Source organism: Arthrobacter sp. E70 (genome assembly GCF_058266945.1).
Window position 1 is genome coordinate 168,412 of the sequence record NZ_JBYQFR010000005.1, and the last position, 24,659, is coordinate 193,070.

Genomic DNA, 24,659 nt, shown 5'->3' on the forward strand with positions numbered 1-24,659 from the left:
GGTGAAAAGACTACTCTCGGAGCCCCGGTCGGGCTGGAAGCAGAAGATCGAAGAGCAGGGCCTGGTTTTCTCCACCACCACCATGGATGACGGGCGGAAAATCGAGTACTGGAACGAGTCCGCCTACTACGAGTTCACCATGGACGAGGTGGAGACCCTGGAGGTGGCCGCCGAGGAGATGCACCGGATGTGCCTGGAGGCGGCCAGGTTCCTGGCCACCGGGGCCATGGGCAGCATCGGCATCGGACCCCAGGCCCTCGAGCTGGCGGCGGAGTCCCTGCAGGCCGGCGATGTGGACGTCTACGGGCGGTTCGACTTCATCTATGACGGGCAGGGCGGCCCGGCCAAGATGCTCGAGTACAACGCCGACACCCCTACCGGGCTGATCGAGGCCGCCGTGGCCCAGTGGTTCTGGCTGCAGGACGTGTTCCCGGAGAAAGACCAGTGGAACGGCATCCACGAGGCGCTGATCCGGCAGTGGAAGAAGTTCCAGTACCGCACCGGCATGAGCACCCTGCACGTGGCGCACTGCGAGGTGGAGGAGTCCGGCGAGGACTGGATGACCGCCGCCTACATGCGCGATGTCGCCGGCCAGGCGGGGTGGACCACCATCGGCATCAACATGTCCGATATCGGCTGGGACCCCAACCTCAACCGTTTCGTGGACCTGGACAACTTTATGATCAGCACAATCTTCAAGCTCTACCCGTGGGAACTGATGATGCGGGAGCCGTTCGGCCCCCGGCTGCTGGAGCGGGCGCACAACCCGCGGTGGGTGGAACCGGCCTGGAAGATGCTGCTCTCCAACAAGGCCCTGCTCGCCGCGCTGTGGCACCTCTACCCCAACCACCCCAACCTGCTCCCCGCCTACCTCACGGATCCGGGGCCGCTGAAGGAATGGGTGGGCAAGCCGCTGCATGGCCGCGAAGGGGACAACATCCGCATCCATGCCGACGGCATCAACCTAAACCAGCCCGGCGGCTATGGCCGGGAGGGCTGGTGCTACCAGCAGTACCACCCCTTGCCGGACTTTGACGGCAACCATCCGGTCCTGGGCCTGTGGGTGGTGGACGGTGAGTCCGTGGGCTGCGGCATCCGGGAATCGGACGGGCCGGTCACTGACTACTTCTGCCGCTTCGTGCCCAACACCATTGACGCGCCGGCGCCGCTCTCGGCCGTGGCCAACACCACCCAGGCAGGTATCGCCCTATGAGTACAGAGATAACGACGGCGGGAGGGCCCGGAGGCGGGCCGCGCACCCCGGTGCCGGCCAAGGGATTGCGCGCCGGCATCCTGGACCTTGGCGACTCCGTGATGCTGGGGCTGGCGTCCACCGCACCGGTGTATTCACTGGCCGCCACCCTGGGCCTCATCGTTGCCGTCAACGGCAACTACACCCCCCTGATCCTCCTGCTGGGCTTCGTCCCGGTCCTGTTCATCGCCTACGCGTTCCGCGAACTCAACAGCGCCATTCCGGACTGTGGCACCACCTTCACCTGGTCCCGCCAGGCCTTCGGCCCCTGGGCGGGCTGGCTGGGCGGCTGGGGAGTGGCGCTCGCCGGGATCGTGGTCCTGGCCAACCTCGCGCAGGTGGCGGGGCAGTACCTGTGGCTGCTGGTGGGCGACGGATCGCTGGCGCAGAACAAGGTGCTGGTCACGGGGACGGGACTGCTGTTCATCGTGCTGATGACGCTGGTGAACTACCGTGGCATCCGGCTGGGCGAGCACGTGCAGCGGGTGCTGACCTATGTGCAGTACATCGCGCTCGGCATCTTCGCGCTGGCCATCGTGGTGCGGATCGTGGGCGGGGCACCAGAGGGGCAGGCATTTGATGTCGAGTGGTTCAACCCCGTTGGCGCCTTCGCTGACCCGGGTGCCGTGGTGCACGGCGCCCTCCTGGCCCTGTTCATCTACTGGGGCTGGGACACCTGCCTGGCGGTGAACGAGGAAACCGAGGACCCATCCACCACCCCGGGCCGCGGCGCCGTGATCTCGGCCTTCGTGCTCGTCGCGATCTATGTTTCCGTGGCCCTGCTGGTGATGATGTACGCAACCGTCGGCTCGGAAGGAATCGGGCTGGGCAACGAAGCCAACCAGGACGACGTCTTCCTCGCCATGAAGGACGTGGTGTTGGGTCCCTGGGGCTGGCTGATCGTCGTCGCGGTTTTGGCCTCCGTCCTGTCCTCAACCCAGACCACCATCCTGCCCACCGCGCGCGGCACCCTCTCCATGGGCGTCCACGGTGCCCTGCCGGCGAAGTTCGGTGAAGTCCATCCGAAGAACCAGACCCCGGGCTTCTCCACCCAGGTGATGGGCGGCGCGGCGGCTGCCTACTACGTGGCCATGAGTTTCCTGAGTGAGAACCTCCTCGCGGATTCCATCAGCGCCATCAGCCTGTTCATCGCGTTCTACTACGCCCTGACCGGGTTCGCCTGCTTCTGGTACTTCCGGGGAACCCTGCGTGAATCCACCCGCAACCTCTGGTTCCGCGGCATCCTGCCCCTGCTGGGTGCGTTGCTGCTGACCGGCGCGTTCTTCGTCTCGGCCGTCCAGATGTGGGACCCGGCGTACGGCGACACGCAAATCTTCGGTGTTGGCGGCGCCTTCGTCAGCGGTGTGCTGCTGCTGGCGCTTGGCGTAGTGCTCGCCGCGGTCTGCCGGTTCCTGCCCGCCACCCGCGGCTACTTCCTGATGACGAAATGACCGGCCAAGAAATGATGGGGGAAGAAATGGCAGGCGAAGCCATGACGGCAGACCCGTCGGACGTCCTGAACCTGGACTCCCTGCTGTCCGTGGAGGAACTGGGCCTCCGCCAGACGGTCCGCGATTTCACCGACCAACGGATCAGGCCGGACATCGCCCGCTGGTACGAGGACGGCGTCTTTCCCGTAGAGCTCGCCCAGGAACTGGGTGAGCTCGGGGTCCTCGGCATGCACCTGGAGGGCTACGGCTGCCCGGGCCGGTCCGCCGTCGAATACGGCCTGGCGGCGATGGAACTGGAGGCCGGGGACTCCGGGATCCGCACCTTCGTCTCGGTGCAGGGCTCCCTGGCCATGACCGCCATCCACACGTGGGGCTCGGAGGAGCAGAAGCAGGAGTGGCTGCCGCGGATGGCCGCCGGCGAGGTGATCGGCTGCTTCGCCCTGACCGAGCCCACCGCAGGATCCGATCCCGCGTCCATGGCCACCTTCGCCCAGCGGGACGGAAGCGGGGACGATGCCGGCTGGGTACTCAACGGTGCCAAGCGGTGGATCGGGCTGGCCTCGGTGGCCGGGGTGATGGTGGTGTGGGCTATGACAGACGACGGCGTGCACGGATTCCTGGTGCCGGCGGGGACCCCCGGAGTGACATCCACGCCGATTGAACAGAAGTTGTCCATGCGCGCCTCCATCCAGTGTGACGTGGTGTTCGACGACGTCCGGCTGGGTCCGGAGGCGCTACTCCCGGCGGCGCGGGGGCTCCGCGGTCCCTTCACCTGCCTCAATGAGGCACGCTACGGCATCGCCTGGGGTGCGATGGGCGCTGCCCGCGACTCGTACGAGGCGGCCCTGGCGTACTCGCTGGAGCGGCTGCAGTTCGGCAAGCCGCTGGCCGGCTACCAGCTCACGCAGGAGAAGCTGGTGAACATGCTGGTGGAGATCCAGAAGGGCACCCTGCTGGCGCTGCAGCTGGGCCGGCTCAAGGATGCCGGCAGGATCCGGCCCGAGCAGATCTCGCTGGCCAAGCTGAACAACGTCCGTGAGGCGATTGCGGTGGCCCGCGAGGCGCGGACCATCCTGGGCGGCAACGGCATCACCACGGACTACTCCCCGCTGCGGCACGCCGCCAACCTGGAGTCGGTGCGGACCTATGAGGGCACCGACGAGGTGCACACCCTGGTCCTCGGCCGGCACATCACCGGCCTGGGCGCCTTCCACTGAGGGCGGGCCGGAGGGCGGCACTTAGGCTGAGAAGCCGCCGTCGGCCTTGATCAGCTGCCCGGACACCCACCGGCCGGCCGGTGAGAGCAGGAAGGCCACCGTACCCGCGACGTCGGCAGGCGTGCCCAGCCGGCCCGTCGGCTGCCGCTCGAGGACCGCGGCACGGACCTCGTCGTCCATCCAGCCCGTGTCAACCGGGCCCGGGTTCAGGACGTTCGCGGAAATGCCCTGCGGCCCCAGCTCCCGTGCGGCGGCGATCACGATCCGGTCCAGGGCCCCCTTCGAGGCGCCGTAGGGAAGGTTGAACGCTGTGTGGTCACTGGTCAGCGCAACGATCGCGCCGCCGTCGTCCGCTGCCTGCCGCGCGAAGGCGGAAATCAGCTGCCAGCTGGCCCGGGTGTTCACCGCGAAGTGGCGCTCAAAGGACTCCACGGTGGTGTCCAGTACCCCCGAATCGACGGATTCGGCGTGGCTGAGCACCAGCGCCTGGAGGGGACCGGCAAGCTGCACGGCTTCGGCGACCAGCCGGTCCGGGACGCCGGGATCCTGCAGGTCGGCCGGGAGGGCATGGACCCTGGCACCGATGGCCTCCAGCTCCGCGGTGAGGCGGACCACGTCCTCGGGCTCGCTCCCCCACGGCATGCGGGCATCGTAATCAGCCCAGTAGGACAGCACGAGGTCCCAGCCGTCGGCCGCCAGCTGGCGGGCAATGCCGGCGCCGATGCCGGCCAGCCGTCCGGCTCCGGTAATCAGGGCAACGGGGCGGACGGGAACAGGTACGACGGATTCCATCGGACCAGCCTAGCGTTGGCCGTTGCTCCCCGGATTCAGGCGGCTGCCGGCTCAGTCTCACCGGCGTTGCTGGGTTCCGGGGCCCGGTGCCGCCGGATGGTGGCGCTGATGACGGCGGCGATGGTGCACATGGCGGCCGCGCCGAACCATGCGTACGTGTAGTGGCCGGTGGCATCGCGGAGGGCGCCGGCGGCAAGCGCGGCACCCGCCGCGCCCAACTGGTGGGCGGCGAAGACCCAGCCGAACACCACGCTGCCGTCCGCACCGAACGTCTCGCGGCAGATGGCTGCCGTGGGCGGCACGGTGGCCACCCAGTCCAGGCCGTAGATCACCACGAAGACGATCATGCTCGGCTGGACCTCGGCGTTCAGCAGCAGCGGGAGCACCAGCAGGCCGATGCCGCGGAACTGGTAGTAGACGGCCAGCAGGACGCGCGGGTTGAAACGGTCGGTGAGCCAGCCGGAGGCGATGGTGCCCACGATGTCGAAGATTCCGACGACGGCGAGCAGGCCGGCCGCGGTGGTTTCGGGCATGCCGTGGTCGTGGGCGGAGGGGATGAAGTGGGTGCCGATCAGGCCGTTCGTTGTGGCCCCGCAGATCGCGAAGCCAGCCACCAGGGCCCAGAACGTCCGGACTTTGCTGGCGCGCCGGAGTACCTGGAGGGCGCGGACTGCGGCGTTGGTGCGTGCCCCGGCCTGGGTTGCAGCCGGCGCGCTTGTTTCGGCTTCGCCGCCGTATGGCAACACTCCGACGTCGGCCGGCGAGTTCTTGAGGAACTTCAGCACCAGCGGGACCACGGCGAGGGCACCGGCCGCGATCAGCAGGGAGGCCTGGCGCCAGCCGGGATCCTGGGCCAGCATGGCGATAAAGGGAAGGAAGACCAACTGGCCGGCCGCGCTGCCGGCCGTGAGGATGCCGATCACCAGCCCCCGGCTCTTCATGAACCAGGTGTTGGCGATGGTTGCCGCGAACACCAGCGCCATGGAGCCTGTCCCCAGCCCGATCAGCAGGCCCCACGTCAGCAGGATCTGCCAGGACTGGTTGACCAGCACCGTCAGTGCGCTGCCCGTCCCGATCAGGACCAGGGCGGTTGCCGTGACCGCCCGGATGCCGAACCGTTCCATCAGGGCGGCGGCGAACGGGGCGGTGAGGCCGAAGAGCACCAGGTTGATGCTGACTGCCGCGGACAGCACGGTGGTGGACCAGCCGAACTCCTGCTGGAGCGGGACCATGAGCACTCCGGGCGCTGCCCGGAATCCGGCGGCGCCGACCAAGGCAAGGAAGGCCACGGCCGCGACGATCCAGGCGGGGTGGAGGCGGCGTGGACCGGGTGAGGGCTGCAGTGCCGCGGCTTCTTCCGGTGCTGTTGCCTTGCCGGGAAGAGTGCTCATGCGGCGGACCCTTTCGGGGATGCGGTGGACAGCGGGACAGGGTGCTCCGTCCTGGCCTGGCTGTGCCAGCTGGTATTGGCGGCGGTGAGCCGTTCCCCGCATTCGGTGCAGGTGTCGGCGGAGGTGGTGCGCTGCCCGCAGCCGGCATGGATGACGTACATGTGTGCCCTGTCCGACGGTGCCGGAAGGTGCTTCTCCGCCCAGATGGTGACCGCGTTCAGGACCGGCAGGGCGTCTTCGCCCATCAGTGTCAGGACATACTCCTGGCGGGTGCGGCCGCCGTCGTCGTACGCCCTTTTGGCCAGCAGCCCGGACTCGACCAGGCCTGCAAGACGCTTGGTCAGCACCGAGTCCGCCACGTCCAGCCGGGTCTTCATGGCGTCGAAGCGGCCGTTGCCGAAGAAGACCTCCCGCAGGACCAGCAGGCTCCAGGGGTCGCCCAGGATGTCCAGGCCGCGGGCCATGCTGCAGGTGCGTTGGGACCAGTCAGATCGAAGGGGCATACGGGAACCCTAGCTGACTTCTCTCAAGAAAGCCAGGGTTCCCTTGGTACTGATTCCCCTGTAACTACGGGATCGAGGTGAAGGCCTGCTCCAGGTCCGCGATCAGGTCCTCCACGTCCTCGATGCCGCAGGACAGGCGAAGCAGGTTCACCGGCACGGCCAACTCGGTGCCCTTGACCGACGCGTGCGTCATCTCCGACGGGTAGTTCATCAGCGATTCGATGCCGCCCAGGGACTCGGCCAGCGTGAACACGGACGTCGATTCGGCCACCTTCCGGGCTGCCGCTTCACCGCCCTTGAACTGCACGGACACCATGCCGCCAAACTTCCGCATCTGCTTTTTGGCCAGCTCGTGGCCGGGGTGGGAGGGCAGCCCCGGGTACAGGACGGCCTCCACTTCGGGACGCTCCAGCAGCCACTCGGCCACGGCCTGGCCGTTCTCGCTGTGCCGGTCCATCCGCACGCCCAGCGTCTTCAGGCCGCGGGTGGTCAGGAATGCGTCCATGGGCCCGGACACGGCACCCACGGCGAACTGGACGAAGCCGATCTTTTCCGCCAGTTCCGCGTCCTTGACCACGACGGCGCCCCCCACCACGTCGGAGTGGCCGCCGATGTACTTGGTGGTGGAGTGGACCACGACGTCGGCACCCAGGGCGAGCGGGTTCTGCAGGTAGGGCGACGCGAAGGTGTTGTCGACCACCAGGAGGGCCCCGGCGTCGTGCGCGATGCCTGCGAGCGCCGCAATATCGGTGATCTTCATGAGGGGGTTGGACGGCGTCTCCACCCAGACGAAGCGGGTTTTGTTGGCGGCGACGGCCTGCCGGACGGTGTCCAGGTTGGCCATGTCCACGGGGGTGTTGCCGATCCCCCAGTCACCGAGGACACGGCTGATCAGCCGGTAGGTCCCGCCGTAGGCGTCGTTGCCGAGCACGATGTGGTCCCCGGGCCGGGTCAGCGCGCGGATGAGGGCGTCCTCCGCCGCAAGCCCCGAACTGAAGCTGTAGGCGTGGGTGCCCAGTTCCAGCGCGGCCAGCTGTTCCTGCAGGGCATCCCGGGTAGGGTTGCCGCCGCGGCCGTACTCGTATCCGCTGCGCAGCCCGCCGATGCCGTCCTGGGCGTAGGTGGAGCTGAAGTGCAGCGGGGGGACCACTGCGCCGGTGCGTGGTTCGAAGGCCTGGCCGGCATGGACGGCGCGGGTGTTGAAGCCTTGGTTCTCAGAGGCGGTCATGGTGCTCCTTTATGGGTAACGCAATTCAGTTGCTGAGGTATGCCAGCAGGTCGTGCCGGGTCAGGATGCCGATGGGGGCGCCCACGAACGTGACCATCACCGTGTCCACGTCCGAGAGCAGTTCCCGGGCGGCCGAGATGCTTTCCAGCGATCCGATCACGGGCAGCTTGGGGCCCATGTGCTCGGAGATCTTGTCCGTGAGCTTTGCCTCGCCGCGGAACAGCTTGGCGGTCAGGGTGCGCTCGTCCACGGCGCCGAGGACCTCGCCCATGACCACCGGCGGTTCCTGTGACAGGACCGGGATATGGCTGACACCGAACTCGTTCATGACGTTGATGACATCGCGGACGGATTCGTTCGGGTGGATGTGCACCAGGTCCGGCAGCTCGCCATTCTTGGACTTGATGACCTCCCCCACGGAGGTTTCCTCGCCGCCGGAAAGGAAGCCGTAGGAGCGCATCCACTGGTCACTGAAGATCTTGGCCAGGTACCCGCGCCCGGAGTCGGGCAGGATGACCACGACGACGGCGCTTTCCGGCAGGTCCTTCGCCGCCTTCAGGGCGGCCACCACCGCCATGCCGGACGATCCGCCCACCAGCAGGCCCTCTTCCCGTGCCAGCCGGCGCGTCATCGCGAAGGAGTCCGCGTCGCTGACGGCGATCACTTCGTCGGGGACGGATTTGTCGTAGTTCGCCGGCCACATGTCCTCGCCGACGCCCTCCACGAAGTAGGGGCGCCCGGTACCGCCTGAGTAGACCGAGCCTTCGGGGTCGGCGCCGATGATCCGGACCACCCCGCCGTCGGACTCCGGCCGGTCAGCCGATACCTCCTTGAGGTACCGGCCCGTGCCGGTGATGGTTCCGCCCGTGCCCGCGCCAATGACACAGTGGGTGACCTTGCCGTCAGTGTCCCGCCAGATTTCCGGCCCGGTGGTCTTGTAGTGGCTGCCGGGCGCTGCAGGGTTGGAGAACTGGTCCGGTTTGAAGGCCCCGGGCGTCTCACGGGTGATCCGGTCCGAGACTCCGTAGTAGCTCTGCGGGCTGTCCGGCGGGACGGCGGTGGGTGTGACCACCACTTCAGCCCCGTAGGCCTGCAGCACGGCCCGCTTGTCCTCGCCCACCTTGTCCGGGACCACGAAGACGCACTTGTAGCCCTTCTGCTGGGCCACCAGGGCCAGGCCCACGCCGGTGTTGCCCGAGGTGGGCTCCACAATGGTGCCGCCGGGCTTGAGCTTGCCGTCGCGTTCGGCGTCCTCGATCATCTGCGCCGCGATGCGGTCCTTGATGGATCCGCCAGGATTCAGGTACTCCAGCTTGACCAAAACGGTGGCCTTGATGCCGTCGGTCACATGGTTGAGCTTGATGAGCGGGGTATTGCCGATGAGGTCCAGGACGGACTTGGCGTACTTCATAGGTACAAAGCTACCGCTTCCTGCAGGCCCAGCCCCGGCGAGGATGCGAGGATAGGCCGGTGAAGCAGTTCGCATGGTCAAAAACGGCCCGGAGCTACCTGCTGCCCGGGGCGGCGCTGGCAGCCGGAGCGGCCACCCTGGCAGCCGGGGCACTCCCCCTTCCCGCCTTTGGTGAGCTGGCGTCCCGGACCATTCCCATCCTGGCCTTTGTGCTGGCGATGTCCCTGGTCACGGAACTGGTGGACGAGGCCGGGCTGTTCCGGGTGGTGACCGACCGGCTGGCTGCCCTGGGCAGGGGACGGGTGTTCCTGCTCTGGCTCCTGGTGGTGGCGGTGGCCACGGTGGCCACGGTGTTCCTGTCCCTGGACACGACGGCAGTGTTGGTGACGCCCGTGGTGGTCCTCCTGGCGGTGCATGCCCGCATTCCGCCGCTGCCGTTCGCGCTGACCAGCATCTGGTTGGCCAATACCGCTTCCCTGCTGCTGCCGGTCTCCAACTTGACCAACCTGCTGGCCCAGGACCGGCTGGGGCTCAGCCCGTGGCGCTTCGCGGGCCTGGTGTGGGCACCCGCCCTGGTGGGCCTGCTTGTCCCCCTTGTCCTGCTGTGGCTGGCATTCCGCCGCGATCTGCACGGGAGGTACGGGCCGCAGCCGGCGCATCCCGTCCGCGACCGGACCCTCCTGAAGGCCGCGGGAGGCACGCTGCTGGTGCTGCTGCCCGCACTCGTGTCCGGGGTGCCTGTCCAGTACCCGGCGCTGGCGGCGGCCGCCGTGCTGCTGGCGGTCTTCCTGCGCCGCCGGCGATCAGCACTGCGCTGGTCCATGGTTCCCTGGCGGCCGCTCATGCTGACCGTGGGCCTTTTCATGATCATGGAGGCACTGCATGCCCAGGGCCTGGCCTCCCTGCTGGCCGCGGTGGCCGGTTCCGGCGAGAGCCTGCCCGCGCTGCTGCAGGTGGCCGCTTTGGGTGCAGGCGCGGCCAACACCGCCAACAACCTGCCCGCCTACCTGGCCCTGGAGCCTGTTGCCGGTTCGCCTGCCCGGCTTGCCGCCCTGCTGATCGGGGTCAACCTCGGCCCGCTGGTGACCCCGTGGGCTTCCCTCGCCACGCTGCTCTGGCACGAGCGGCTCCGCGTCCTGAATGTTCCCATCCGGTGGGGCGGGTTCGCTGTGGCAGGGCTGGTGGCGGCTGCGCTGACCGTGCCGCTTGCCGTCCTGGCCCTTTGGGTGGTCACCGGAACGCACTGAGCACGGACTGCGCTTACCCGGCGAACATCAGCCAGAGGATGACGGCAGGGAGGAAGGCCTGGCCAATGCCGCTGATCCACAGTTTGGGTTCACTGATGATCAGCACCATGCCCAGGATGGCGTGCGCGATGGCCATCATTGCCACGATGGTGCGCCCCACCGTGGCTTCGCCGGTGTTGGCGAGGACCACTCCGGAGATCCCGAACAAACCCCAGACGATGTTGTAGAAGCCCACGTTGACCGTCCATAGCCGTACCGCCGCGGTGTCTTCCGGCTTGATCAGGAAGATCGGGTGGAGGCGCTGGTCCTTGTAGCGGAAGGCTTCAAGGAGGCCGACGGTGATGAGGGCCGCCGCGGTGATGACGGCGAGCACCTGAATTAGCGTACTCATGGCGATGCCCCGGCGCTGCCGCGACGTCCGCTGCTACGCACCGGCGTCCCCGGCTGGGAGGTTCTCCCACAGGCCCATCACGTTGCCTTCGGAATCCTTGAAGTAGGCCGTGTACCCCATGCCTGGGACTTCGTTCTTGGGGATGACCACGGAACCGCCGGATTCCGCCACGCTCTTGAGCGTAGCGTCGATGTCCGGCACATCGACGGTGATGACGGGGCTCGTGATCTGCCCTTCGCGGGCCATCATGCCCCCGTTGATGGCGCCGGGGGTGGTTGACTGGCCAGCGTCATCCATGCCCGTGGTGATGACCATGTTGTAGTCCATTCCCGGCACCGGTTCGATCCGCCAGCCGAGGGCGTCCCGGTAGAATTTCCGGGCCCGTTCCTGGTCGTCCGCGGGGATTTCGAAATGCACTACTCCGGCCATGGCGGTCCTCCTGTTTGTCAGGTTGCGGCGCGGTGGTCCGGCGCCGCACGCGGTGATCCTAGCCGGGGCCTGCACGGCGGAGAAGGGCCGATGGTCCCGTCGTTGTCAGCGGGCCGTGGGACCATGGAAGACATGACCATCGCAGAGGCACCTCCCCGGCTGGCGGCCGCCGCGGACGCGTCGCTGCGGTGGTATCCGGAGGGTCCCTACAGCCTGGTCCGCACCCTTGGACCGCTGCTGCGCGGCAACAGCGATCCATCATTCAGCGTCCAGGGCGATGTCATGTGGAACGCGTTTACGACGCCGGGCGGTCCCGCTACCTTGCGCCTCGCCTCCGCGGGCGGCGGCGGTGCAGGTCCGGCGGTGGTGGACGCCCAGGCCTGGGGGCCCGGTGCCGCGGACGCGATCAGGGCAGTGCCGCGGCTCCTGGGGGGCGACGACGACTGGCGGGGTTTCGATGAACCTGCCTTCCATGCCACGCTGCCGCGCATGGTCCGGGAAGCACGCAGGCGGAGCCTGGCGCTGCGGCTCCCGTCCAGCGGCCGCATGGTGGACCAGTTGGTGCCCATCATCCTGGAGCAGAAGGTCACTGTCATCGAGGCGCGGCGCGCGTACCGGTATCTGGTGCACCGCTATGGAACGCCGGCGCCACCGGCCGGAACTTCCACGCCGCCCGGCCTCTTGGTCGCACCGACGGCCATGCAGTGGCTGCAGGTCCCCAGCTGGGAGTGGCATAAAGCCGGCGTCGGCCCCCAGCGTTCGGCGACCGTCATGCGGGCGCTGCGCTCCGCCGTCGCCCTTGAACGGCTCGCTGCGCTGCCTGCCGCTGAAGCAGCCGAGAAGATGCAGGTCATCCCTGGCATCGGTATCTGGACGGCGGCGGAGGTGGTGCAGCGCACGCACGGCTGCCCAGACTCGATTTCGGTGGGCGACTACCATCTAGCGGCCTATGTGGGCGCCGCTCTGACCGGCCGCAGGACCGACGATGCCGGCATGCTCCGGCTGCTGGAGCCATGGAAGGGACACCGGCAGCGCGTGGTCCGGATGATCCAGAGCACGGGTTTCCGGAAGCCCACGTTCGGCCCCCGGATGACTATCCAGGACCACCGCGGGCACTGACCCGGGCCGCTACTGCCCTGCTGTTGAGGGGTCACCGCCTGCCGGTGTGCTGCTGCTCTGCAGGAACGCCAACACGGCGGCAACGCGGCGGTGCACCCCGGTTGAGGGAAGCCGGAGTTTGCTGAAGATCGAATTCACGTGCTTTTCCACGGTGGACGCAGACAGGAACAGCGACTGTTCGATGCCGGCGTTGGTCTTGCCCTGCGCCATCTCGCGCAGCACGTCCAGCTCCCGGGGCGAGAGTTCGGAGAGCGGACTTGTTGCACCCGCACTTCGGCGGCGTACCAAGGTGTCCACGATCTGGGGGTCGATGACGGAACCACCCGAACGCACCTCGCGAAGGGCATGCACCAGGTCCTCGAGGTCGCCAATGCGGTCTTTCAGCAAATAGCCAAGTCCGGCCGACCCGTCGGCGAAGAGCGCGAGCGCATAGCTTTGGTCGGCATGCTGGGAGAGCACCACCACCCCGGTACCAGGATGCGCGGCACGGATGGTGCGCGCCGCCTCAATCCCTTCCATATGGTGGCCAGGCGGCATCCGGATATCGGTCAGGACTGCGTCCGGCGCGAACCTGCGGACGGCGTCAAACAGCTCAAGGGCATTCCCCACGGAGGCGACGACATCAATTTCACCGGAGTCCTCCAGCAAGCGGCGAAGCCCCTCGCGCACCAGGTAATTGTCCTCTGCGATCACCACGCGAAGGACGCCAGGCTCATCCAACGGATTCCCCCGTACGGTCGACGGGCAGGTCCACCATGACGGTTGTACCCGAAGGATCATGGCCGAGGACGTCCATGCTGCCCCGCAGTGCTGCCACCCGGTCCCGGATGTTCGCAAGACCGCCGCGGGCCGCGGGAACCCGCGCGTGAATTCCGCATCCGTCATCGGTGATCGCGATGTGCAGATGCCCGTTCTTTCGGGCGAGCCCCACAGTAGCGAGGGTCGCGTGCGAGTGTTTGGCGGTGTTCGCCAGGGCCTCCCGCACGACGTAGTACGCAGTCGTCTCCACATCTTCCGGGAACCGTTCGGCACGCACCCTTTCGTCCGCTTCCACGGTCAGCGGGATGGGGAACCGGGCTGCACTTGACTCAATTGCCGCCACCAGGCCGTTGTCGCTGAGCACCGGCGGGTGAATCCCGTGGGCGAGTTCGCGCAGGTCCGTCAGGATTTCCCGGGCCTGGTCCTGCAGGCCCGCCAACTCGTCCACCCTCAGTTCGCCGCGCTGCAACCGGTTGCGGGCCAGGCGGAGCCCGGCAATTTGGGCCACCACGTTCTGTTGGATTCCATCATGCAGGTCCCGCTCCAGCCTCTTCCGCTCGTCATCCTGCGCTGCGACGAGCCGCACGCGCGATGCAGTCAGGTCACTGAGCTGCTCGGCGAGCTGGGCGCTGAGCCGGACGTTGGCGACCGATGCCGCGGCCTGGCCGGCGACAGTTCCAAGCAGGGCACGTTCGGCCTCGCTGTAATCACTTCGGCGTCGCGGGCCCACCTCTATATGTCCAAGGTTTTCGTCGGCACGAGACAGGCCGCATTGGAGCCGGGCCTCGCCCTTGACATCGCCTGCCACGCCGGCGGGCTGCTCCGCGAGCCTGCCCTCAGCTCCCGCCAGGCTGATCCGCACCCAGGATGCGTCAAGCCCATCGCGCACGGCGGCCGCAAGACGGTTGAGCAATTCGGCGGGCTCAACCGCTTGCTCCAGGCGCGACCCGAGCTCGCTGAGGAGTGCCAACTGGCGGTCCCGGTCGCCAAAGACCGCGCGTTGGATCCACGCCTGCAGCCAGCCCCGTACCGGCAGCAGGCAGACAGCCAGCAGCGCGGTCAACAGGACTGCCCCCAGCACGGTGAGCCTGTCGGCCAGCAACACCGCCGGAGTAGCCGCACCGATCCCGTAGAGAACCGTGATCAGCAGGTTGGAGGAGCGGGCCACGTGCCGTCCCCGGTCCACGGCTGCGATGTCGAATGCCCCATACCGGAAGATGCCATGGATGGCGGCGAGCGGAATGGCCAGGAGACTGGCGTAGACGGCGACGGCCACGATGGTGTCCCAAGGGGTCCGGCCGAACGTCCAGAAGATGAAGGCAGCCAGCGATACCGTGACCACCCAAGTCATCAAGCGCATCCGGGCACGGATCTCCGGATCACCGAAGAGTGCACGCGAATACAGGACCGCCAACCCCAGCGCCACACTCGGCCACGGCTGGTAGAGCAGGTAATGCACGGCGGGCGCTGCCCACTCCAGCCAAGGGACGGCAAACGGATTCGGAATGGATTCCCCGCTGACGCCACTATAGGCCTGCGTCACCACGTGGGGGGTTGTCAGCAAGGTCAGGGGTCCCACCAGCAGCGGTGCCCACAGGAACCTCAGGGCGGTCCGCTGCCATCGGCGTTCCGGCGTTCCAGTGGGATAGGTAGCGAACATGATGAGGAAACTGGCTGTCGCCGTCGCGTCGGCGGTCAGGCCAATCGCATTGATGAACGGAAATCCGGGCTCCTGGAGCAGCCCGGCATTCCGCTGGACCAGGGTTTCGAAGGCCGAACCGGCAGCCATCGCCGTAGCCGCCAGGGCGACGAAGACAGCGGATCGGGACAGGGATACGGTCAGCAGCCAGATGCCAAAGACAAACGTGGGGAGCACTCCGAGGAGCGGCCAGGCGAGGGCATGGTCGGCAGGGGAATCCCCGAGTCCGCGGACAATGACGACGTAGGCGAGCGATGCCGCTCCCAGCGGAGCCAGCAGCGCCAATGATCCCCATCTGCGGAGCACAGTCCTATGATCCGCCTTCCCCGCCATTCCCGGGAGGGGGTAGGTGCACCGGACCACCCCTGCGGCTTTCCTCCATGCACCCCGTGGCCTGCCGCGTTCCCGCACCGCCCGGGCGCGCCTACCGTGGGTCGAAAGACGCCGCAGGGCCGGCGCCGGGACCGATGGGAGTGCACTATGCGCAGGATCTATGCAGTTCTCGCTTGGATTGTGGCCGGGGGCGTGGTGGTGCAGGCCGCGTCGATCGCCTTCGCGCTCGGTGGGATTGCACACTTCGTCCAGGAGGGTGGTGTTGTCGATAAGGCGCTCGTGGAGAGCAGGCAGGCGGTGTTCACCGGGGAACTCGGGTTCCCCATCCATGGAATCGTCGGCGGAATGGTCATCCCCGTGGCCGCCCTCCTGCTCTTCATTCTGTCGTTCTTCGTGACCTACCAAGGAGTGCACCTGCGCGGCGCACGCTTGTGGGCCGGCGTCGTTTTTGCCCTTGTCGCCCTGCAGGCCACCCTCGGCTATTCGATCGCGGACATGCCGTACCTGGGCCTGGTCCATGGCGCAAACGCGTTGGCCGTGCTGGTGACCGCCATCCACGCGGCGCTCCGGACCAGGCCGACGGCCACCGCCAAGGTACCGAAGCCAGCTTCCCCCAATGCCGTCACGACCTGACCTGGTGCGCCGGGTCTCCGCCGCCTGCGCGTTGACGGCGGCCGCCGGGCTCGCCGCGGTCGCATGGAGTTCGACACTGCTGGGCGAATACTCGGTCATGACGATGGGGCGGGCCGGAGCCTTGGCCGGGGGGCACGCCAGCCACGACGCAGCGATGGGCACCGGGGCAGCCGCCGGTTCAATCAGCGTCACTGAGCTGGCGGCAGACCCGCTCCGGAAACCCGACGTACGGATCCGGCTTGTTGCAGGTTCGCAGACCATTGAGGTGCCTGGCGGTCACCCGGTCCAGGGGTACACGATTAACGGCACTTCTCCGGGGCCGACCATCCGTGCCCGCCAGGGCGACCTCGTGGAGGCTGTGTTCGTCAACGAATCCGTTAGTGCCGGCGCCACCCTGCACTGGCACGGGATGGACGTGCCAAACGCGGCTGACGGCGTTGCCGGCATCACCCAGGACGCAGTACCCGTAGGCGGACAGCATTCCTATAGGTTCGTTGCCAAAGATCCCGGCACTTATTGGTACCACTCCCACCAACTCTCCCATGAGCAGGTGGAGCGCGGGCTCCTGGGCGCCGTGGTGGTCGAGCCAGCCGTGCCACCAGTCAATGGTGGCACCACAGAGGCCGTGGCATTACTGCACGTTTATGGCGGCCAGCACACCCTGAACGGACGGGTCCTGGACGAACACGTCCCGGCAGAGCCGGGGGCAACCGTGAGGATCCGCGTCATCAACACCGACCAGGGAACCGCATCGGTCTGGTCGGCCGCTCCTTTTCGGGTTGCTGCCATTGACGGACGGGAGGTCAAGGCCCCTGCGGTCATCCAGGACCGCTCAGTGCTGGTTCCTGCGGGCGGCCGGGTGGACATCACGCTGCAGGCACCCGCGCACGGGGCTGCCCGGCTCAACGTCGGAGGAGCCCGCAGTGTCTTCATTGGCTCCGCAGCGGGCGATGAGCCGGGGGCAAGGCAGCCGTCAGAGACGCTCGACTTCCTGGCTTACGGAAGCCCCGCCCCGCTTGGCTTTGAGGCGGCGGCGCCCGACCGCACGTTCGATTACGCCATTGGACGTCGCCTCGGCGTCATCGACGGCCGGCCCGGCAACTTCTGGACCGTGAACGGCCGGCTCTACCCCGACGCACCTATGTTCAGCGTGCGTCAGGGCGATGTGGTCCTGATGCATCTGCGGAACGAATCGGGTGAGGTTCATCCGATGCATCTCCATGGCCACCATGTCCTTGTGCTCTCTCGTGATGGACTTTCCGCGACAGGAAGCCCCTGGTGGGTTGATTCCCTCGACATCCATCCAGGCGAGTCCTACGACGTGGCGTTCGTTGCTGACAATCCCGGAATCTGGACCGACCACTGCCATACGCTCGAGCATGCGGTGGACGGTCTCGTTGCACATGTGATGTACGAAGGGATCACCACGCCGTTCACCATCAACGGGAGGGCGGGCAACCATCCCGAATAACAGAATTCAGGCGCCCCCACGGCCTCCCCGCCCACAACCGCTTGAGCCGCGGGGCAATGGGTACGCCAAGGATGGAAGCCTCCTCCGAGGCGGGCGGCACCATGACCGAAAGGACACCCATGAGCTCCACTGCAGGAAGCGTGACTGACGAGAAGGTCCGGCTCCAGCTGGCCATTTTCGAGGTCACGCGGGTCGCCGACGGCAAAGGGCTGGGCGAAATCCGCGAGATGCTGCTGACCGCTTTTGCCCGGCATGGCGTAGAGCCGCCCCCTGGGACCTGGGTGGAGTCGGTGGCCTCCTCGGCGTTCTATGGCGAACCGTACATCGTGGACCTCCCCGCGGCTGTAGTGGCGGACGAGATCGTGCCCGCCCCGAACGACGAGGTCCGGGCCCGGCTCGCATCCCAGCGGCAGCTCCAGCAGGAGAAGCTGCCAGCCGGGATCTTCCCCGCCCCGGAAGACTGGAACCTTCCGGGCAGGGAGGCCACCCGCGGCAGCACCCGCACCGTCACCCTGGCACGGTGGGAAAGCGGCACCGTCCTGGCGGTGGCAGCGCTGGTGGCGGCCGCAGTCGTGGCCGTTGTTGCGGTGCGGGCCGGATCCGCCCGCCGGACCCGTACTCCCTAAAGCCCCAGCCGGGCCACCGCCTGCTCGCGCATCTCGACTTTCCGGATCTTTCCCGAGACGGTCATCGGGAAGCTCTCACGCACCTCCACGTAGCGGGGAATCTTGTAGTGCGCCAGCTTTCCGCGGCAGAACTCCGCCAGCGCGGCCGCATCCAGCGGTTCGGCTCCCGGTTTGAGAATGATGCAGGCCATCAGTTCCTCGCCGTACTTGCTGTCCGGGACGCCGATCACCTGGACGTCCTGGATGGCGGGATGGGTGTAAAGGAACTCCTCAATCTCGCGCGGGTAGATGTTTTCGCCGCCGCGGATCACCATGTCCTTGATCCGGCCCTCCACCACCACGTACCCGTCGTCGTCCATGCGTGCCAGGTCGCCGGTGTGCATCCACCCCTCGGCGTCGATCGCCTCGGCCGTCTTGTCCGGCTGGTTCCAGTACCCTGCCATGACCGCATAGCCGCGGGTACAAAGCTCGCCGATCTGCCCGCGTTCCAGCTCCTCGCCCGTGGCCGGGTCCACGATCCGGCTTTCCAGCTGCGGCATGGTCCGGCCCACCGTCTCGGTACGCTGCTGGAGCGTGTCACCCTTGCGGGTCATGGTGGACACTGGCGACGTCTCCGTCATGCCGTAGCAAATGGCCACGTCCACCATGTGCATGTCCGAGATCACCCGGCGCATCACCTCGACGGGGCAGAGCGAGCCGGCCATCACCCCCGTGCGCAGCGTGGACAGCTCGTACGACGAAAAGTCGGGCAGGGCCAGCTCCGCGATGAACATGGTGGGCACCCCGTAGAGGGACGTCCCGCCGAAGTCCTGCACCGCCTCCAGCGCCGCCGCCGGCGAGAATCCGCGGCCCGGGATGATGGTGGCGGCGCCATGGCTGAGCGCGTTCAGGTTGCCGATCACCATCCCGAAGCAATGGTAGAACGGCACCGGAATGACCACCCGGTCGTGCTCGGTGTAGCCCAGCAGCTCACCGATCGCGAAGCCGTTGTTGAGGATGTTGTGGTGGGTCAGCGTCGCACCCTTGGGGAACCCCGTGGTGCCGGAGGTGTACTGCAGGTTGATCGGGTCGTGCGGGCTGAGCTCGGCCATGCGGGCCCTGAGGACGGGGTGTCCGACGCCGTCCGCCCGGTTGAGGAGTTCGGCGTACGTGAGTTCCGCGTCCCGTTGGGGCGCGCCAGCTTCCAGCCCGTCCAGGCCATGGTCCGGCAGGAAGACGAGTTCGCGCAGGTCAGGGCATACCGCCAGCGCCCTGCGTGCCATGCCCACGTAGTCGCTGGTGCGGTCCGAGGGGGCCGTGACCAGCATCCGCATGCCGTTCTGCTTGACCACGAATTCAAGTTCGTGGCTGCGGTACGCCGGATTGACGTTGACCAGGATGGCGCCTGCCTTGGCGGTGGCGTACTGCAGGAGCGTCCACTCCGCGCAGTTGGGGCTCCAGATGCCCACCCTCTCGCCCTTGGCCACGCCCAGGGCGAGCAGCGCACGCGCGAGCCGGTCGACGTCGTCGTTCAGCTTGGTGTAGCTCCAGCGGCGGGCGTCAGCGCCCGGCACAGGCGCGGCTTCAATCAGCGCGTCATGCAGGGGGAACTGCGCGGCAACGCGCTCAAAGTTCGCACCAATGGTCTCTTCCAGGAGCGGGACGTCAGTGTCCCCGGCTGTATAAGCACGCATGCTGGCACGCTACCAACAGGATCCCGGCAGGAGAAGGACGACAGGCAGGGAAACGGACGCAACAGAAGCGGAGCGGCCGGCGTCGCCCGGTATTGTGAAATCCATGAGTGCACCGATTGATCTGATAGCAACGTTCATCCCCAACGAGGGCGAGTTTCACCGCGTCAAACTGGCCCTGGAAATTGCCATCGACGAGGTGGTGAAGGAGCCAGGCTGCATCCAGTACGAACTGACCGAAGCCACCGAGGAGAAGCTGGTCCTCACCGAGCAGTGGGCTTCCGAGGAGGACCTGGACAGGCACTCCAAAGGCATCGCGGTGCAGGACCTGAACGAATCGCTGAGCGCCCTGCTGGCCGAACCGGTCAAGGTGGAGCGCGTCTAGCGTGCCTTAAACACAAAATGCGGGACCCCGGTGGGGAGTCCCGCATTTTGTGTTTAAGGAGATTTAGAAGTCGGGGATCTGCGTGCCGTCCTGGGTGCCGCCCTGGGATCCGGCGGGCTTGCTGGCCGCGGCCGCCGCTTCCTCCCGCTGGCGGGCCACATGGGCGTGGACCTCGTCCATGTCCAGTGCCTTGACCGCGTCCACCACCTGCTCAAGCTGCTGGGCATTCAGGGCGCCGGGCTGCGAGAAGACCAGCACCTTTTCGCGGAAAGCCATCAGCGTGGGGATGGAAGTGATGCCAGCCTCCGCCGCGAGCTGCTGCTCGGCCTCGGTGTCCACTTTGGTGAAGACGACGTCAGGGTGCTTCTCGGAGACTGCCGAGTAGGTGGGGCCGAACTGCTTGCAGGGGCCGCACCATTCTGCCCAGAAATCGACCAGGACAATGTCGTTGCCTTCAATGGTGGATGCGAACTGTTCACCTGTGATGTCAAGGGTAGCCATGTGTCAACGGTACGCGTCCCGGTGCCGCCTGTCGCGGCTGTTCGCTCCCCGCGTCATTGGGAACAACGACGGCGGCACCCGGCTCAGGCGCTGGCGTCCCAGAGGTGCGGGGCCGCTGTGCGGCTGCCGGGCAGGGCGCTGGAGGCCCGCCACTCGTGGATCCATTCCGGGAGCTCCAGGTCCGCCGGCGGGGCGCCGAACTCTTCCAGGATGTCCTGCTGGCTGACAGGACGCCCCTTGGTGACCAGCCGGGTGGCGATGTAGGCACGCGCGTAAATCTCGCCGTCGGACACCATGCGCTGTTCGAAGAAAATCGCCTTGGTGTCCAGCCCGATGATGCGGGTTTCGATGGTGTACTCCTGCCACAGCTGCAGCGATTTGCGGAAGGAGATGGTTTCCGCGGACACCACCGGGCTCCAGCCGCGGCGGCGCATCCGCTTCCAGACGCCGCTGCGCACCATCAGGTCGAACCTGCCCAGGTCCATCAGGGACAGGTACATGCCGTTGTTGACGTGCATGGCGATGTCGATGTCCGTCGGCAGGACGCGCAGCGGCAGGGACGAGGGATCCCAGGCTGCCAGGGACGGCCGCCGGGAGGAACGGAACAGCAGAAGCAGGGTTCTCAGGAGCAGGTGCATGACCCAATGCTACCCGCCGGTAACATCTGCGGGCGGAAGCCGCCATGCAGGCGCTTGAAGCAAGTAGTGGGCCCTGCCGGGCTTGAGTAGCCGGGCCGAAGCGGCCGGGTACTGAGAGCAAAAACTCGGGTAATTCCTACTGGTGCCCGGCTTGGTCCCGCCTTTTTAGACTCGGGATTCCTAGGACCAAACACGCACTGGGCAGGTCCCCCGGGTGGCTTCCGGGATTCCTGCCTTCACGCGGAGCTCCGTATTTTCTGGGTATGCGGATGCCTCCATCCCGCGCCGCGCGCGGCCCCCGCAGCTGCAGGGGCCTGCGGCGCCACAACATCTCGATCCGTCCGGCGACCTGGCATGCCCCTGCACTGCCTGGCCGGACCGTCCCCGGATGGGCTACCCATGAACCAGAAAGTCTCCACCTCCCCCGACGGCGTGAGCCGAAGCTTCGCCACCGACGAACCCCGCACCGACCTCAACACCGGACGCCCCGCCATCAGCAACAAGCTTTGGGCGGGCATGGCCACGGCAGCTGTGGTGGCCGCCGTGGGCGTGGGGGCCCTGGCAGCACCGCCAGCCTCGCATACTGGAAGCGCGACGACGGCGGTCCAGGTTGCCGAGGCCGCACTGCCAACGGCACCAAGCACCGCCGCCCCTTCCGCAGACCCGGCCGCTTCCGCGGCGGCTCCTGCTGGCGAAACGGCTCCCGCAGCGCCGGCCGAGCCCGCTCCTGCGGCTCCGCCCGCACCGGAACCGGCACCCGCGCCGGCGCCCGAACCGGCACCTGCCCCGGCGGGCGATCCCAACCTCTATACCGTGGCACCGGGTGACACAGTGGGCGCAATTGCTGCCAGCCATGGCGTGGACATGAATGCCATGCTCGCGGCCAACGGCCTTGGGCCCTACAGCACTATCTACCCCGGCCAGACGCTCCTGCTCATCGGACCCGCCGTCGAGGTGGCCGCACCGGCACCTGCTCCGGCCGCCGCGCCCGCCCCGGCTCCTGCCGCCGCTCCCGCTCCCGCACCCGCACCCGTCGTTGCCGCCCCTGCCGTGCGTACCATTTACGTCGCGGGCTCCGGCGGACAGTCCATGGTGGATGCCTGCATTGGGCCTATCCACTACACACCGAACGACGGCTACTCGCTGTTCATCACCGAACATGATTTCTGCGGTGGCTGGGCGCGTTTCTCCGGAATCGGTGTCGGAGAAACGGTGAGCATTCCGGGCTACGGCACGTTTACCGTGACGGCGCGCGGCCAGGTCCCCAATCCAGGAACCACCAACGACGTCATCGCGGTCTTCGGCGGTTTCCCCCGGGCGATACTGCAGACCTGCATCCCGGGCACCAGCCAGATGCTGCTGATCGCACTGAACTGACCGGCGAAGTTTCCAAAGCTTGTCCGCGGGTCCGAACCTTCCAGGCCGGGACCCGTGGACAAGGCCATGCTGTGCTGGGGCGCTACATCCCGTGGCGCTCTGAAATGTGCTCCACCAGTTCGCCCACGCGCTGCTCTGAGTAGTTGCGCGCAATGTCGCCCTGGCTGATGATGCCCACCAGCTTGTGGTCCGAGATCACGGGCAGCCTGCGGACCTGGTGCTTCTCCATCATGTCGATCGCTGCATCGACGTTGGCGTCGGCATCAATCCAGTGCGGCTTGCCGGAGGCGAGATCGCGGGCCATCATCTGGCTCGGGTCGCGGCCGGCGGCAACGCACTTGATCACGATGTCGCGGTCCGTGATCATGCCTTGGAGTTTGCCATCGTCTCCACAGATCGGCAGCGAGCCGCAGTCCATGTCGCGCATGATCCGGGCCGCTTCCGCGAGGGACTCAGTTTCCCTGATACATCGCGCATCAGTGGTCATGAATTCGCGTACAGCACTCATTGAATCCTCCTTCATCGATAGGAATATCGACGCAGGGCATCGGGGCTCATGCGCCGATGCTGCCAGACTACGCCCGCTCCAACACGGTGTCGACGGGGATTCGGCGCCTTCTTCCGGCTCCTCGAGGACGCGTCAGCACGACCCGCAGATTCCCGACAAAACCTGATGGCGCGTTCGTGGATTCAGGGCACGAGGTGATGGCGCGTTCCGGGACGTGCGCCGGAGGTGGTTTCGGGGCACGAAAAAGCCTCCGGAACCTGGTGGTTCCGGAGGCTTTCCTTGGGTGGCAGATGAGGGATTCGAACCCCCGTAGGCGTTGCCAGCTGATTTACAGTCAGCCCCCTTTGGCCGCTCGGGTAATCTGCCGAACTTCAAAAGAAGTACCCGCTGATGCAGTCTGCGGAGCGTCCGTTTCCGGGCCGTTCCGCTTCAGTAACCGCGGGCAAGACAACTTTACAGAACTTCCGCCGAAGAATCGAATCGGGACCCGCCTGACCCGAAAATCCTTGAAACGGCGGGGAAAAGCAGCTCAGGCCTCGCCCAGGATGCGCCCGGCCAGCTTCGCCTCAAAGCTGAGTGCCTGCTCTGCGGTGATCTGGTTCAGCTGCACTGCCCGCTGAAGGTCAGCCCGCACGCCCTCCAGCCGGGAAGAGGCGTCCGCGACGGGGCTGAAAACGACTGAGGCCGCCACCGCGGCCGCCGCCACCGATGTTGCTGCGGCTGCGGTGGTCCGGGTGACGTAGCGGGCGGCTTTGCGGTGCATGGAGTTCCCTTCGTACTGGTCCAGCTGCTCCAACTTTTCCGTGGCCTCCTTCGTTCCCCCGGTACGTCCGCTGAGAGGGAACTGTGAATACCGCACCCCCACCAGCCGGAGCATCCGTATTAGGCTGGAACGCAGAGATCCATGCCCTGTCCCGCACAGGGCTCCCACCGGCAAAAAGGAGAGTCATGGCAGGCGAGTCAACGTTCGACGTCGTAAGCAAAGTGGACAAGCAGGAAGTGGCCAACGCGCTCAACCAGTCCCAGAAGGAAATTGCCCAGCGCTATGACTTCAAGGGCGTTGGCGCCGAGATCGACTTCAGCGGCGAAAAGATCCTCATGAAGGCCAATTCGGAAGAACGCGTCAAGGCTGTCCTGGACGTCTTCCAGTCCAAGCTGATCAAGCGGGGCATCTCGCTGAAGTCCCTGGACAGCGGCGAGCCCTACGCATCCGGCAAGGAGTATCGCCTGGAAGCCTCCATCAAGGAAGGCATCGCGCAGGACCTGGCCAAGAAGATCAACAAGCTCATCCGCGACGAAGGCCCCAAGTCCGTCAAGTCCCAGATCCAGGGCGACGAACTCCGCGTTTCATCCAAGTCACGCGACGACCTGCAGGCCACGATGGCATTGCTGAAGGACTTCGAGGAAGCGGACCTGCAGTTTGTGAACTTCCGCAGCTAGCTTCCGCCGCTCCGAAAAGGCTGGCGCACCCCGAATAAGGGGGGCGTCAGCCTTTTTGCATACAGGGGATGACCACGCGCACCGGTGGAGCGCCCGCGTCGCCAAAGGTAACCTCCCGGGAATTAACGCACGTTTAGTTTGCGTAATAGCCACCGCCGGGTAACCTCTTCCTTAGGCCTGCCTAAGTA

25 protein-coding genes and 1 tRNA gene are annotated in these 24,659 nt (G+C 66.9%); 11 read left to right on the top strand and 15 right to left on the bottom strand.

Annotation, left to right across the window (positions count from 1 at the left end; translation table 11 throughout):
* Nucleotide 1 precedes the first annotated feature (1 nt).
* Genes AC3IMC_RS08090 through AC3IMC_RS08100 form a run of 3 tightly spaced genes read left to right on the top strand, consistent with a single transcriptional unit; the run spans nt 2 to nt 3,920 of the window.
* Entirely contained in the window at nt 2-1,213 is a 1,212-nt protein-coding gene (locus tag AC3IMC_RS08090) for a glutathionylspermidine synthase family protein (RefSeq protein WP_490917888.1), read from the top strand.
* On the top strand, nt 1,210-2,703 hold the full coding sequence (locus tag AC3IMC_RS08095; RefSeq protein WP_490917889.1) for an APC family permease: 1,494 nt from the start codon (nt 1,210-1,212) through the stop codon (nt 2,701-2,703). Before AC3IMC_RS08090 ends, AC3IMC_RS08095 begins: the two co-directional genes overlap by 4 nt.
* Nucleotides 2,700-3,920 carry an acyl-CoA dehydrogenase family protein gene (locus AC3IMC_RS08100; protein WP_490917891.1) on the top strand — a complete coding sequence of 407 codons (1,221 nt, stop codon included), beginning with the start codon at nt 2,700-2,702 and terminating at the stop codon, nt 3,918-3,920. Before AC3IMC_RS08095 ends, AC3IMC_RS08100 begins: the two co-directional genes overlap by 4 nt.
* Before the next feature lie 21 nt (nt 3,921-3,941).
* Here AC3IMC_RS08100 and AC3IMC_RS08105 read toward each other — a convergent pair whose 3' ends face one another.
* The 5 genes from AC3IMC_RS08105 to AC3IMC_RS08125 form a co-directional block, all read right to left on the bottom strand.
* Nucleotides 3,942-4,712: an SDR family oxidoreductase gene (locus tag AC3IMC_RS08105; RefSeq protein ID WP_490917893.1), complete on the bottom strand. Its 771-nt coding sequence runs from the start codon at nt 4,710-4,712 to the stop codon at nt 3,942-3,944.
* 35 nt (nt 4,713-4,747) lie between these two features.
* A complete protein-coding gene (locus tag AC3IMC_RS08110) occupies nt 4,748-6,103 on the bottom strand; it encodes an MFS transporter (protein WP_490917895.1) in 1,356 nt (451 codons plus the stop codon).
* Nucleotides 6,100-6,606 carry a winged helix-turn-helix transcriptional regulator gene (locus AC3IMC_RS08115; protein WP_490917897.1) on the bottom strand — a complete coding sequence of 169 codons (507 nt, stop codon included), beginning with the start codon at nt 6,604-6,606 and terminating at the stop codon, nt 6,100-6,102. The genes AC3IMC_RS08110 and AC3IMC_RS08115 overlap by 4 nt, the downstream gene beginning before the upstream one ends.
* A gap of 64 nt (nt 6,607-6,670) precedes the next feature.
* The gene (locus AC3IMC_RS08120) at nt 6,671-7,834 is read right to left on the bottom strand and encodes a cystathionine gamma-synthase (RefSeq protein WP_490917899.1); all 1,164 of its coding nucleotides are present in this window, start codon (nt 7,832-7,834) and stop codon (nt 6,671-6,673) included.
* 25 nt (nt 7,835-7,859) lie between these two features.
* On the bottom strand, nt 7,860-9,245 hold the full coding sequence (locus AC3IMC_RS08125) for a cystathionine beta-synthase (protein ID WP_490917901.1): 1,386 nt from the start codon (nt 9,243-9,245) through the stop codon (nt 7,860-7,862).
* A gap of 59 nt (nt 9,246-9,304) precedes the next feature.
* Here AC3IMC_RS08125 and AC3IMC_RS08130 point away from each other — a divergent pair, with 59 nt between their 5' ends.
* Complete coding sequence (locus AC3IMC_RS08130; protein WP_490917903.1) at nt 9,305-10,492, top strand: SLC13 family permease; 1,188 nt, start codon at nt 9,305-9,307, stop codon at nt 10,490-10,492.
* Nucleotides 10,493-10,505: 13 nt separating this feature from the next.
* Here the strand turns inward: AC3IMC_RS08130 and AC3IMC_RS08135 are convergent, their stop codons facing one another.
* Together AC3IMC_RS08135 and AC3IMC_RS08140 are read right to left on the bottom strand one after the other, a co-directional pair.
* A complete protein-coding gene (locus tag AC3IMC_RS08135; RefSeq protein ID WP_490917904.1) occupies nt 10,506-10,883 on the bottom strand; it encodes a DUF1304 family protein in 378 nt (125 codons plus the stop codon).
* Between the two features lie 33 nt (nt 10,884-10,916).
* Entirely contained in the window at nt 10,917-11,312 is a 396-nt protein-coding gene (locus tag AC3IMC_RS08140; protein ID WP_490917906.1) for a VOC family protein, read from the bottom strand.
* 132 nt (nt 11,313-11,444) lie between these two features.
* On the opposite strand from AC3IMC_RS08140, the gene AC3IMC_RS08145 reads away from it, so the two are divergent.
* Nucleotides 11,445-12,431 (top strand): DNA-3-methyladenine glycosylase family protein, encoded by a 987-nt coding sequence (locus tag AC3IMC_RS08145; RefSeq protein ID WP_490917907.1) that lies wholly within the window; start codon nt 11,445-11,447, stop codon nt 12,429-12,431.
* Between the two features lie 9 nt (nt 12,432-12,440).
* On the opposite strand, the gene AC3IMC_RS08150 is transcribed toward AC3IMC_RS08145, so the two are convergent.
* On the bottom strand, nt 12,441-13,127 hold the full coding sequence (locus AC3IMC_RS08150) for a response regulator (RefSeq protein WP_490917909.1): 687 nt from the start codon (nt 13,125-13,127) through the stop codon (nt 12,441-12,443).
* Between the two features lie 16 nt (nt 13,128-13,143).
* On the bottom strand, nt 13,144-15,195 hold the full coding sequence (locus AC3IMC_RS08155; RefSeq protein ID WP_490917911.1) for a histidine kinase: 2,052 nt from the start codon (nt 15,193-15,195) through the stop codon (nt 13,144-13,146).
* A 174-nt stretch (nt 15,196-15,369) separates the two neighbouring features.
* On the opposite strand from AC3IMC_RS08155, the gene AC3IMC_RS08160 reads away from it, so the two are divergent.
* The 3 genes from AC3IMC_RS08160 (at nt 15,370) to AC3IMC_RS08170 (ending at nt 17,952) form a co-directional block, all read left to right on the top strand.
* Nucleotides 15,370-15,855: a hypothetical protein gene (locus tag AC3IMC_RS08160; RefSeq protein WP_490917913.1), complete on the top strand. Its 486-nt coding sequence runs from the start codon at nt 15,370-15,372 to the stop codon at nt 15,853-15,855.
* On the top strand, nt 15,839-17,326 hold the full coding sequence (locus AC3IMC_RS08165; RefSeq protein ID WP_490917915.1) for a multicopper oxidase family protein: 1,488 nt from the start codon (nt 15,839-15,841) through the stop codon (nt 17,324-17,326). Before AC3IMC_RS08160 ends, AC3IMC_RS08165 begins: the two co-directional genes overlap by 17 nt.
* 119 nt (nt 17,327-17,445) lie before the next feature.
* Nucleotides 17,446-17,952: a hypothetical protein gene (locus tag AC3IMC_RS08170; protein WP_490917916.1), complete on the top strand. Its 507-nt coding sequence runs from the start codon at nt 17,446-17,448 to the stop codon at nt 17,950-17,952.
* Here the strand turns inward: AC3IMC_RS08170 and AC3IMC_RS08175 are convergent.
* Nucleotides 17,949-19,625, bottom strand: a complete 1,677-nt coding sequence (locus tag AC3IMC_RS08175) for an AMP-binding protein (RefSeq protein WP_490917918.1) — start codon at nt 19,623-19,625, stop codon at nt 17,949-17,951. The two genes, AC3IMC_RS08170 and AC3IMC_RS08175, sit on opposite strands and share 4 nt — an antisense overlap.
* A gap of 103 nt (nt 19,626-19,728) precedes the next feature.
* Between AC3IMC_RS08175 and AC3IMC_RS08180 the strand changes: the two genes are divergently transcribed.
* Nucleotides 19,729-20,007: a putative quinol monooxygenase gene (locus AC3IMC_RS08180; protein ID WP_490917920.1), complete on the top strand. Its 279-nt coding sequence runs from the start codon at nt 19,729-19,731 to the stop codon at nt 20,005-20,007.
* A gap of 63 nt (nt 20,008-20,070) precedes the next feature.
* Here the strand turns inward: AC3IMC_RS08180 and AC3IMC_RS08185 are convergent, their stop codons facing one another.
* Nucleotides 20,071-20,508, bottom strand: coding sequence for a thioredoxin family protein (locus AC3IMC_RS08185; protein WP_490917921.1), 438 nt, complete (start codon nt 20,506-20,508; stop codon nt 20,071-20,073).
* A gap of 83 nt (nt 20,509-20,591) precedes the next feature.
* Nucleotides 20,592-21,146: an acyl-CoA thioesterase gene (locus AC3IMC_RS08190; protein WP_490917923.1), complete on the bottom strand. Its 555-nt coding sequence runs from the start codon at nt 21,144-21,146 to the stop codon at nt 20,592-20,594.
* 399 nt (nt 21,147-21,545) lie between these two features.
* Between AC3IMC_RS08190 and AC3IMC_RS08195 the strand changes: the two genes are divergently transcribed.
* Nucleotides 21,546-22,523 carry a LysM peptidoglycan-binding domain-containing protein gene (locus tag AC3IMC_RS08195; protein ID WP_490917925.1) on the top strand — a complete coding sequence of 326 codons (978 nt, stop codon included), beginning with the start codon at nt 21,546-21,548 and terminating at the stop codon, nt 22,521-22,523.
* Nucleotides 22,524-22,605: 82 nt separating this feature from the next.
* On the opposite strand, the gene AC3IMC_RS08200 is transcribed toward AC3IMC_RS08195, so the two are convergent.
* From AC3IMC_RS08200 to AC3IMC_RS08210, 3 genes are all read right to left on the bottom strand, one after another.
* Nucleotides 22,606-23,031, bottom strand: a complete 426-nt coding sequence (locus tag AC3IMC_RS08200) for a CBS domain-containing protein (RefSeq protein WP_490917927.1) — start codon at nt 23,029-23,031, stop codon at nt 22,606-22,608.
* A 284-nt stretch (nt 23,032-23,315) separates the two neighbouring features.
* Nucleotides 23,316-23,397 (bottom strand) — tRNA-Tyr (locus AC3IMC_RS08205).
* Nucleotides 23,398-23,560: 163 nt separating this feature from the next.
* On the bottom strand, nt 23,561-23,794 hold the full coding sequence (locus AC3IMC_RS08210; RefSeq protein WP_490918097.1) for a hypothetical protein: 234 nt from the start codon (nt 23,792-23,794) through the stop codon (nt 23,561-23,563).
* Between the two features lie 185 nt (nt 23,795-23,979).
* Here AC3IMC_RS08210 and AC3IMC_RS08215 point away from each other — a divergent pair, with 185 nt between their 5' ends.
* Nucleotides 23,980-24,471: a YajQ family cyclic di-GMP-binding protein gene (locus AC3IMC_RS08215; protein ID WP_138136122.1), complete on the top strand. Its 492-nt coding sequence runs from the start codon at nt 23,980-23,982 to the stop codon at nt 24,469-24,471.
* The last annotated feature ends 188 nt before the right edge of the window (nt 24,472-24,659 follow it).

Coding starts and splice junctions, on each gene's coding strand:
- AC3IMC_RS08095 (WP_490917889.1), top strand. CDS start 1,210: ATGAGTACAGAGATAACGACGGCGGGAGGGCCCGGAGGCGGGCCGCGC.
- AC3IMC_RS08100 (WP_490917891.1), top strand. CDS start 2,700: ATGACCGGCCAAGAAATGATGGGGGAAGAAATGGCAGGCGAAGCCATG.
- AC3IMC_RS08105 (WP_490917893.1), bottom strand. CDS start 4,712: ATGGAATCCGTCGTACCTGTTCCCGTCCGCCCCGTTGCCCTGATTACC.
- AC3IMC_RS08110 (WP_490917895.1), bottom strand. CDS start 6,103: ATGAGCACTCTTCCCGGCAAGGCAACAGCACCGGAAGAAGCCGCGGCA.
- AC3IMC_RS08115 (WP_490917897.1), bottom strand. CDS start 6,606: ATGCCCCTTCGATCTGACTGGTCCCAACGCACCTGCAGCATGGCCCGC.
- AC3IMC_RS08120 (WP_490917899.1), bottom strand. CDS start 7,834: ATGACCGCCTCTGAGAACCAAGGCTTCAACACCCGCGCCGTCCATGCC.
- AC3IMC_RS08125 (WP_490917901.1), bottom strand. CDS start 9,245: ATGAAGTACGCCAAGTCCGTCCTGGACCTCATCGGCAATACCCCGCTC.
- AC3IMC_RS08135 (WP_490917904.1), bottom strand. CDS start 10,883: ATGAGTACGCTAATTCAGGTGCTCGCCGTCATCACCGCGGCGGCCCTC.
- AC3IMC_RS08140 (WP_490917906.1), bottom strand. CDS start 11,312: ATGGCCGGAGTAGTGCATTTCGAAATCCCCGCGGACGACCAGGAACGG.
- AC3IMC_RS08145 (WP_490917907.1), top strand. CDS start 11,445: ATGACCATCGCAGAGGCACCTCCCCGGCTGGCGGCCGCCGCGGACGCG.
- AC3IMC_RS08160 (WP_490917913.1), top strand. CDS start 15,370: ATGCGCAGGATCTATGCAGTTCTCGCTTGGATTGTGGCCGGGGGCGTG.
- AC3IMC_RS08165 (WP_490917915.1), top strand. CDS start 15,839: ATGCCGTCACGACCTGACCTGGTGCGCCGGGTCTCCGCCGCCTGCGCG.
- AC3IMC_RS08170 (WP_490917916.1), top strand. CDS start 17,446: ATGAGCTCCACTGCAGGAAGCGTGACTGACGAGAAGGTCCGGCTCCAG.
- AC3IMC_RS08175 (WP_490917918.1), bottom strand. CDS start 19,625: ATGCGTGCTTATACAGCCGGGGACACTGACGTCCCGCTCCTGGAAGAG.
- AC3IMC_RS08180 (WP_490917920.1), top strand. CDS start 19,729: ATGAGTGCACCGATTGATCTGATAGCAACGTTCATCCCCAACGAGGGC.
- AC3IMC_RS08185 (WP_490917921.1), bottom strand. CDS start 20,508: ATGGCTACCCTTGACATCACAGGTGAACAGTTCGCATCCACCATTGAA.
- AC3IMC_RS08190 (WP_490917923.1), bottom strand. CDS start 21,146: ATGCACCTGCTCCTGAGAACCCTGCTTCTGCTGTTCCGTTCCTCCCGG.
- AC3IMC_RS08195 (WP_490917925.1), top strand. CDS start 21,546: ATGAACCAGAAAGTCTCCACCTCCCCCGACGGCGTGAGCCGAAGCTTC.
- AC3IMC_RS08200 (WP_490917927.1), bottom strand. CDS start 23,031: ATGAGTGCTGTACGCGAATTCATGACCACTGATGCGCGATGTATCAGG.
- AC3IMC_RS08210 (WP_490918097.1), bottom strand. CDS start 23,794: ATGCACCGCAAAGCCGCCCGCTACGTCACCCGGACCACCGCAGCCGCA.
- AC3IMC_RS08215 (WP_138136122.1), top strand. CDS start 23,980: ATGGCAGGCGAGTCAACGTTCGACGTCGTAAGCAAAGTGGACAAGCAG.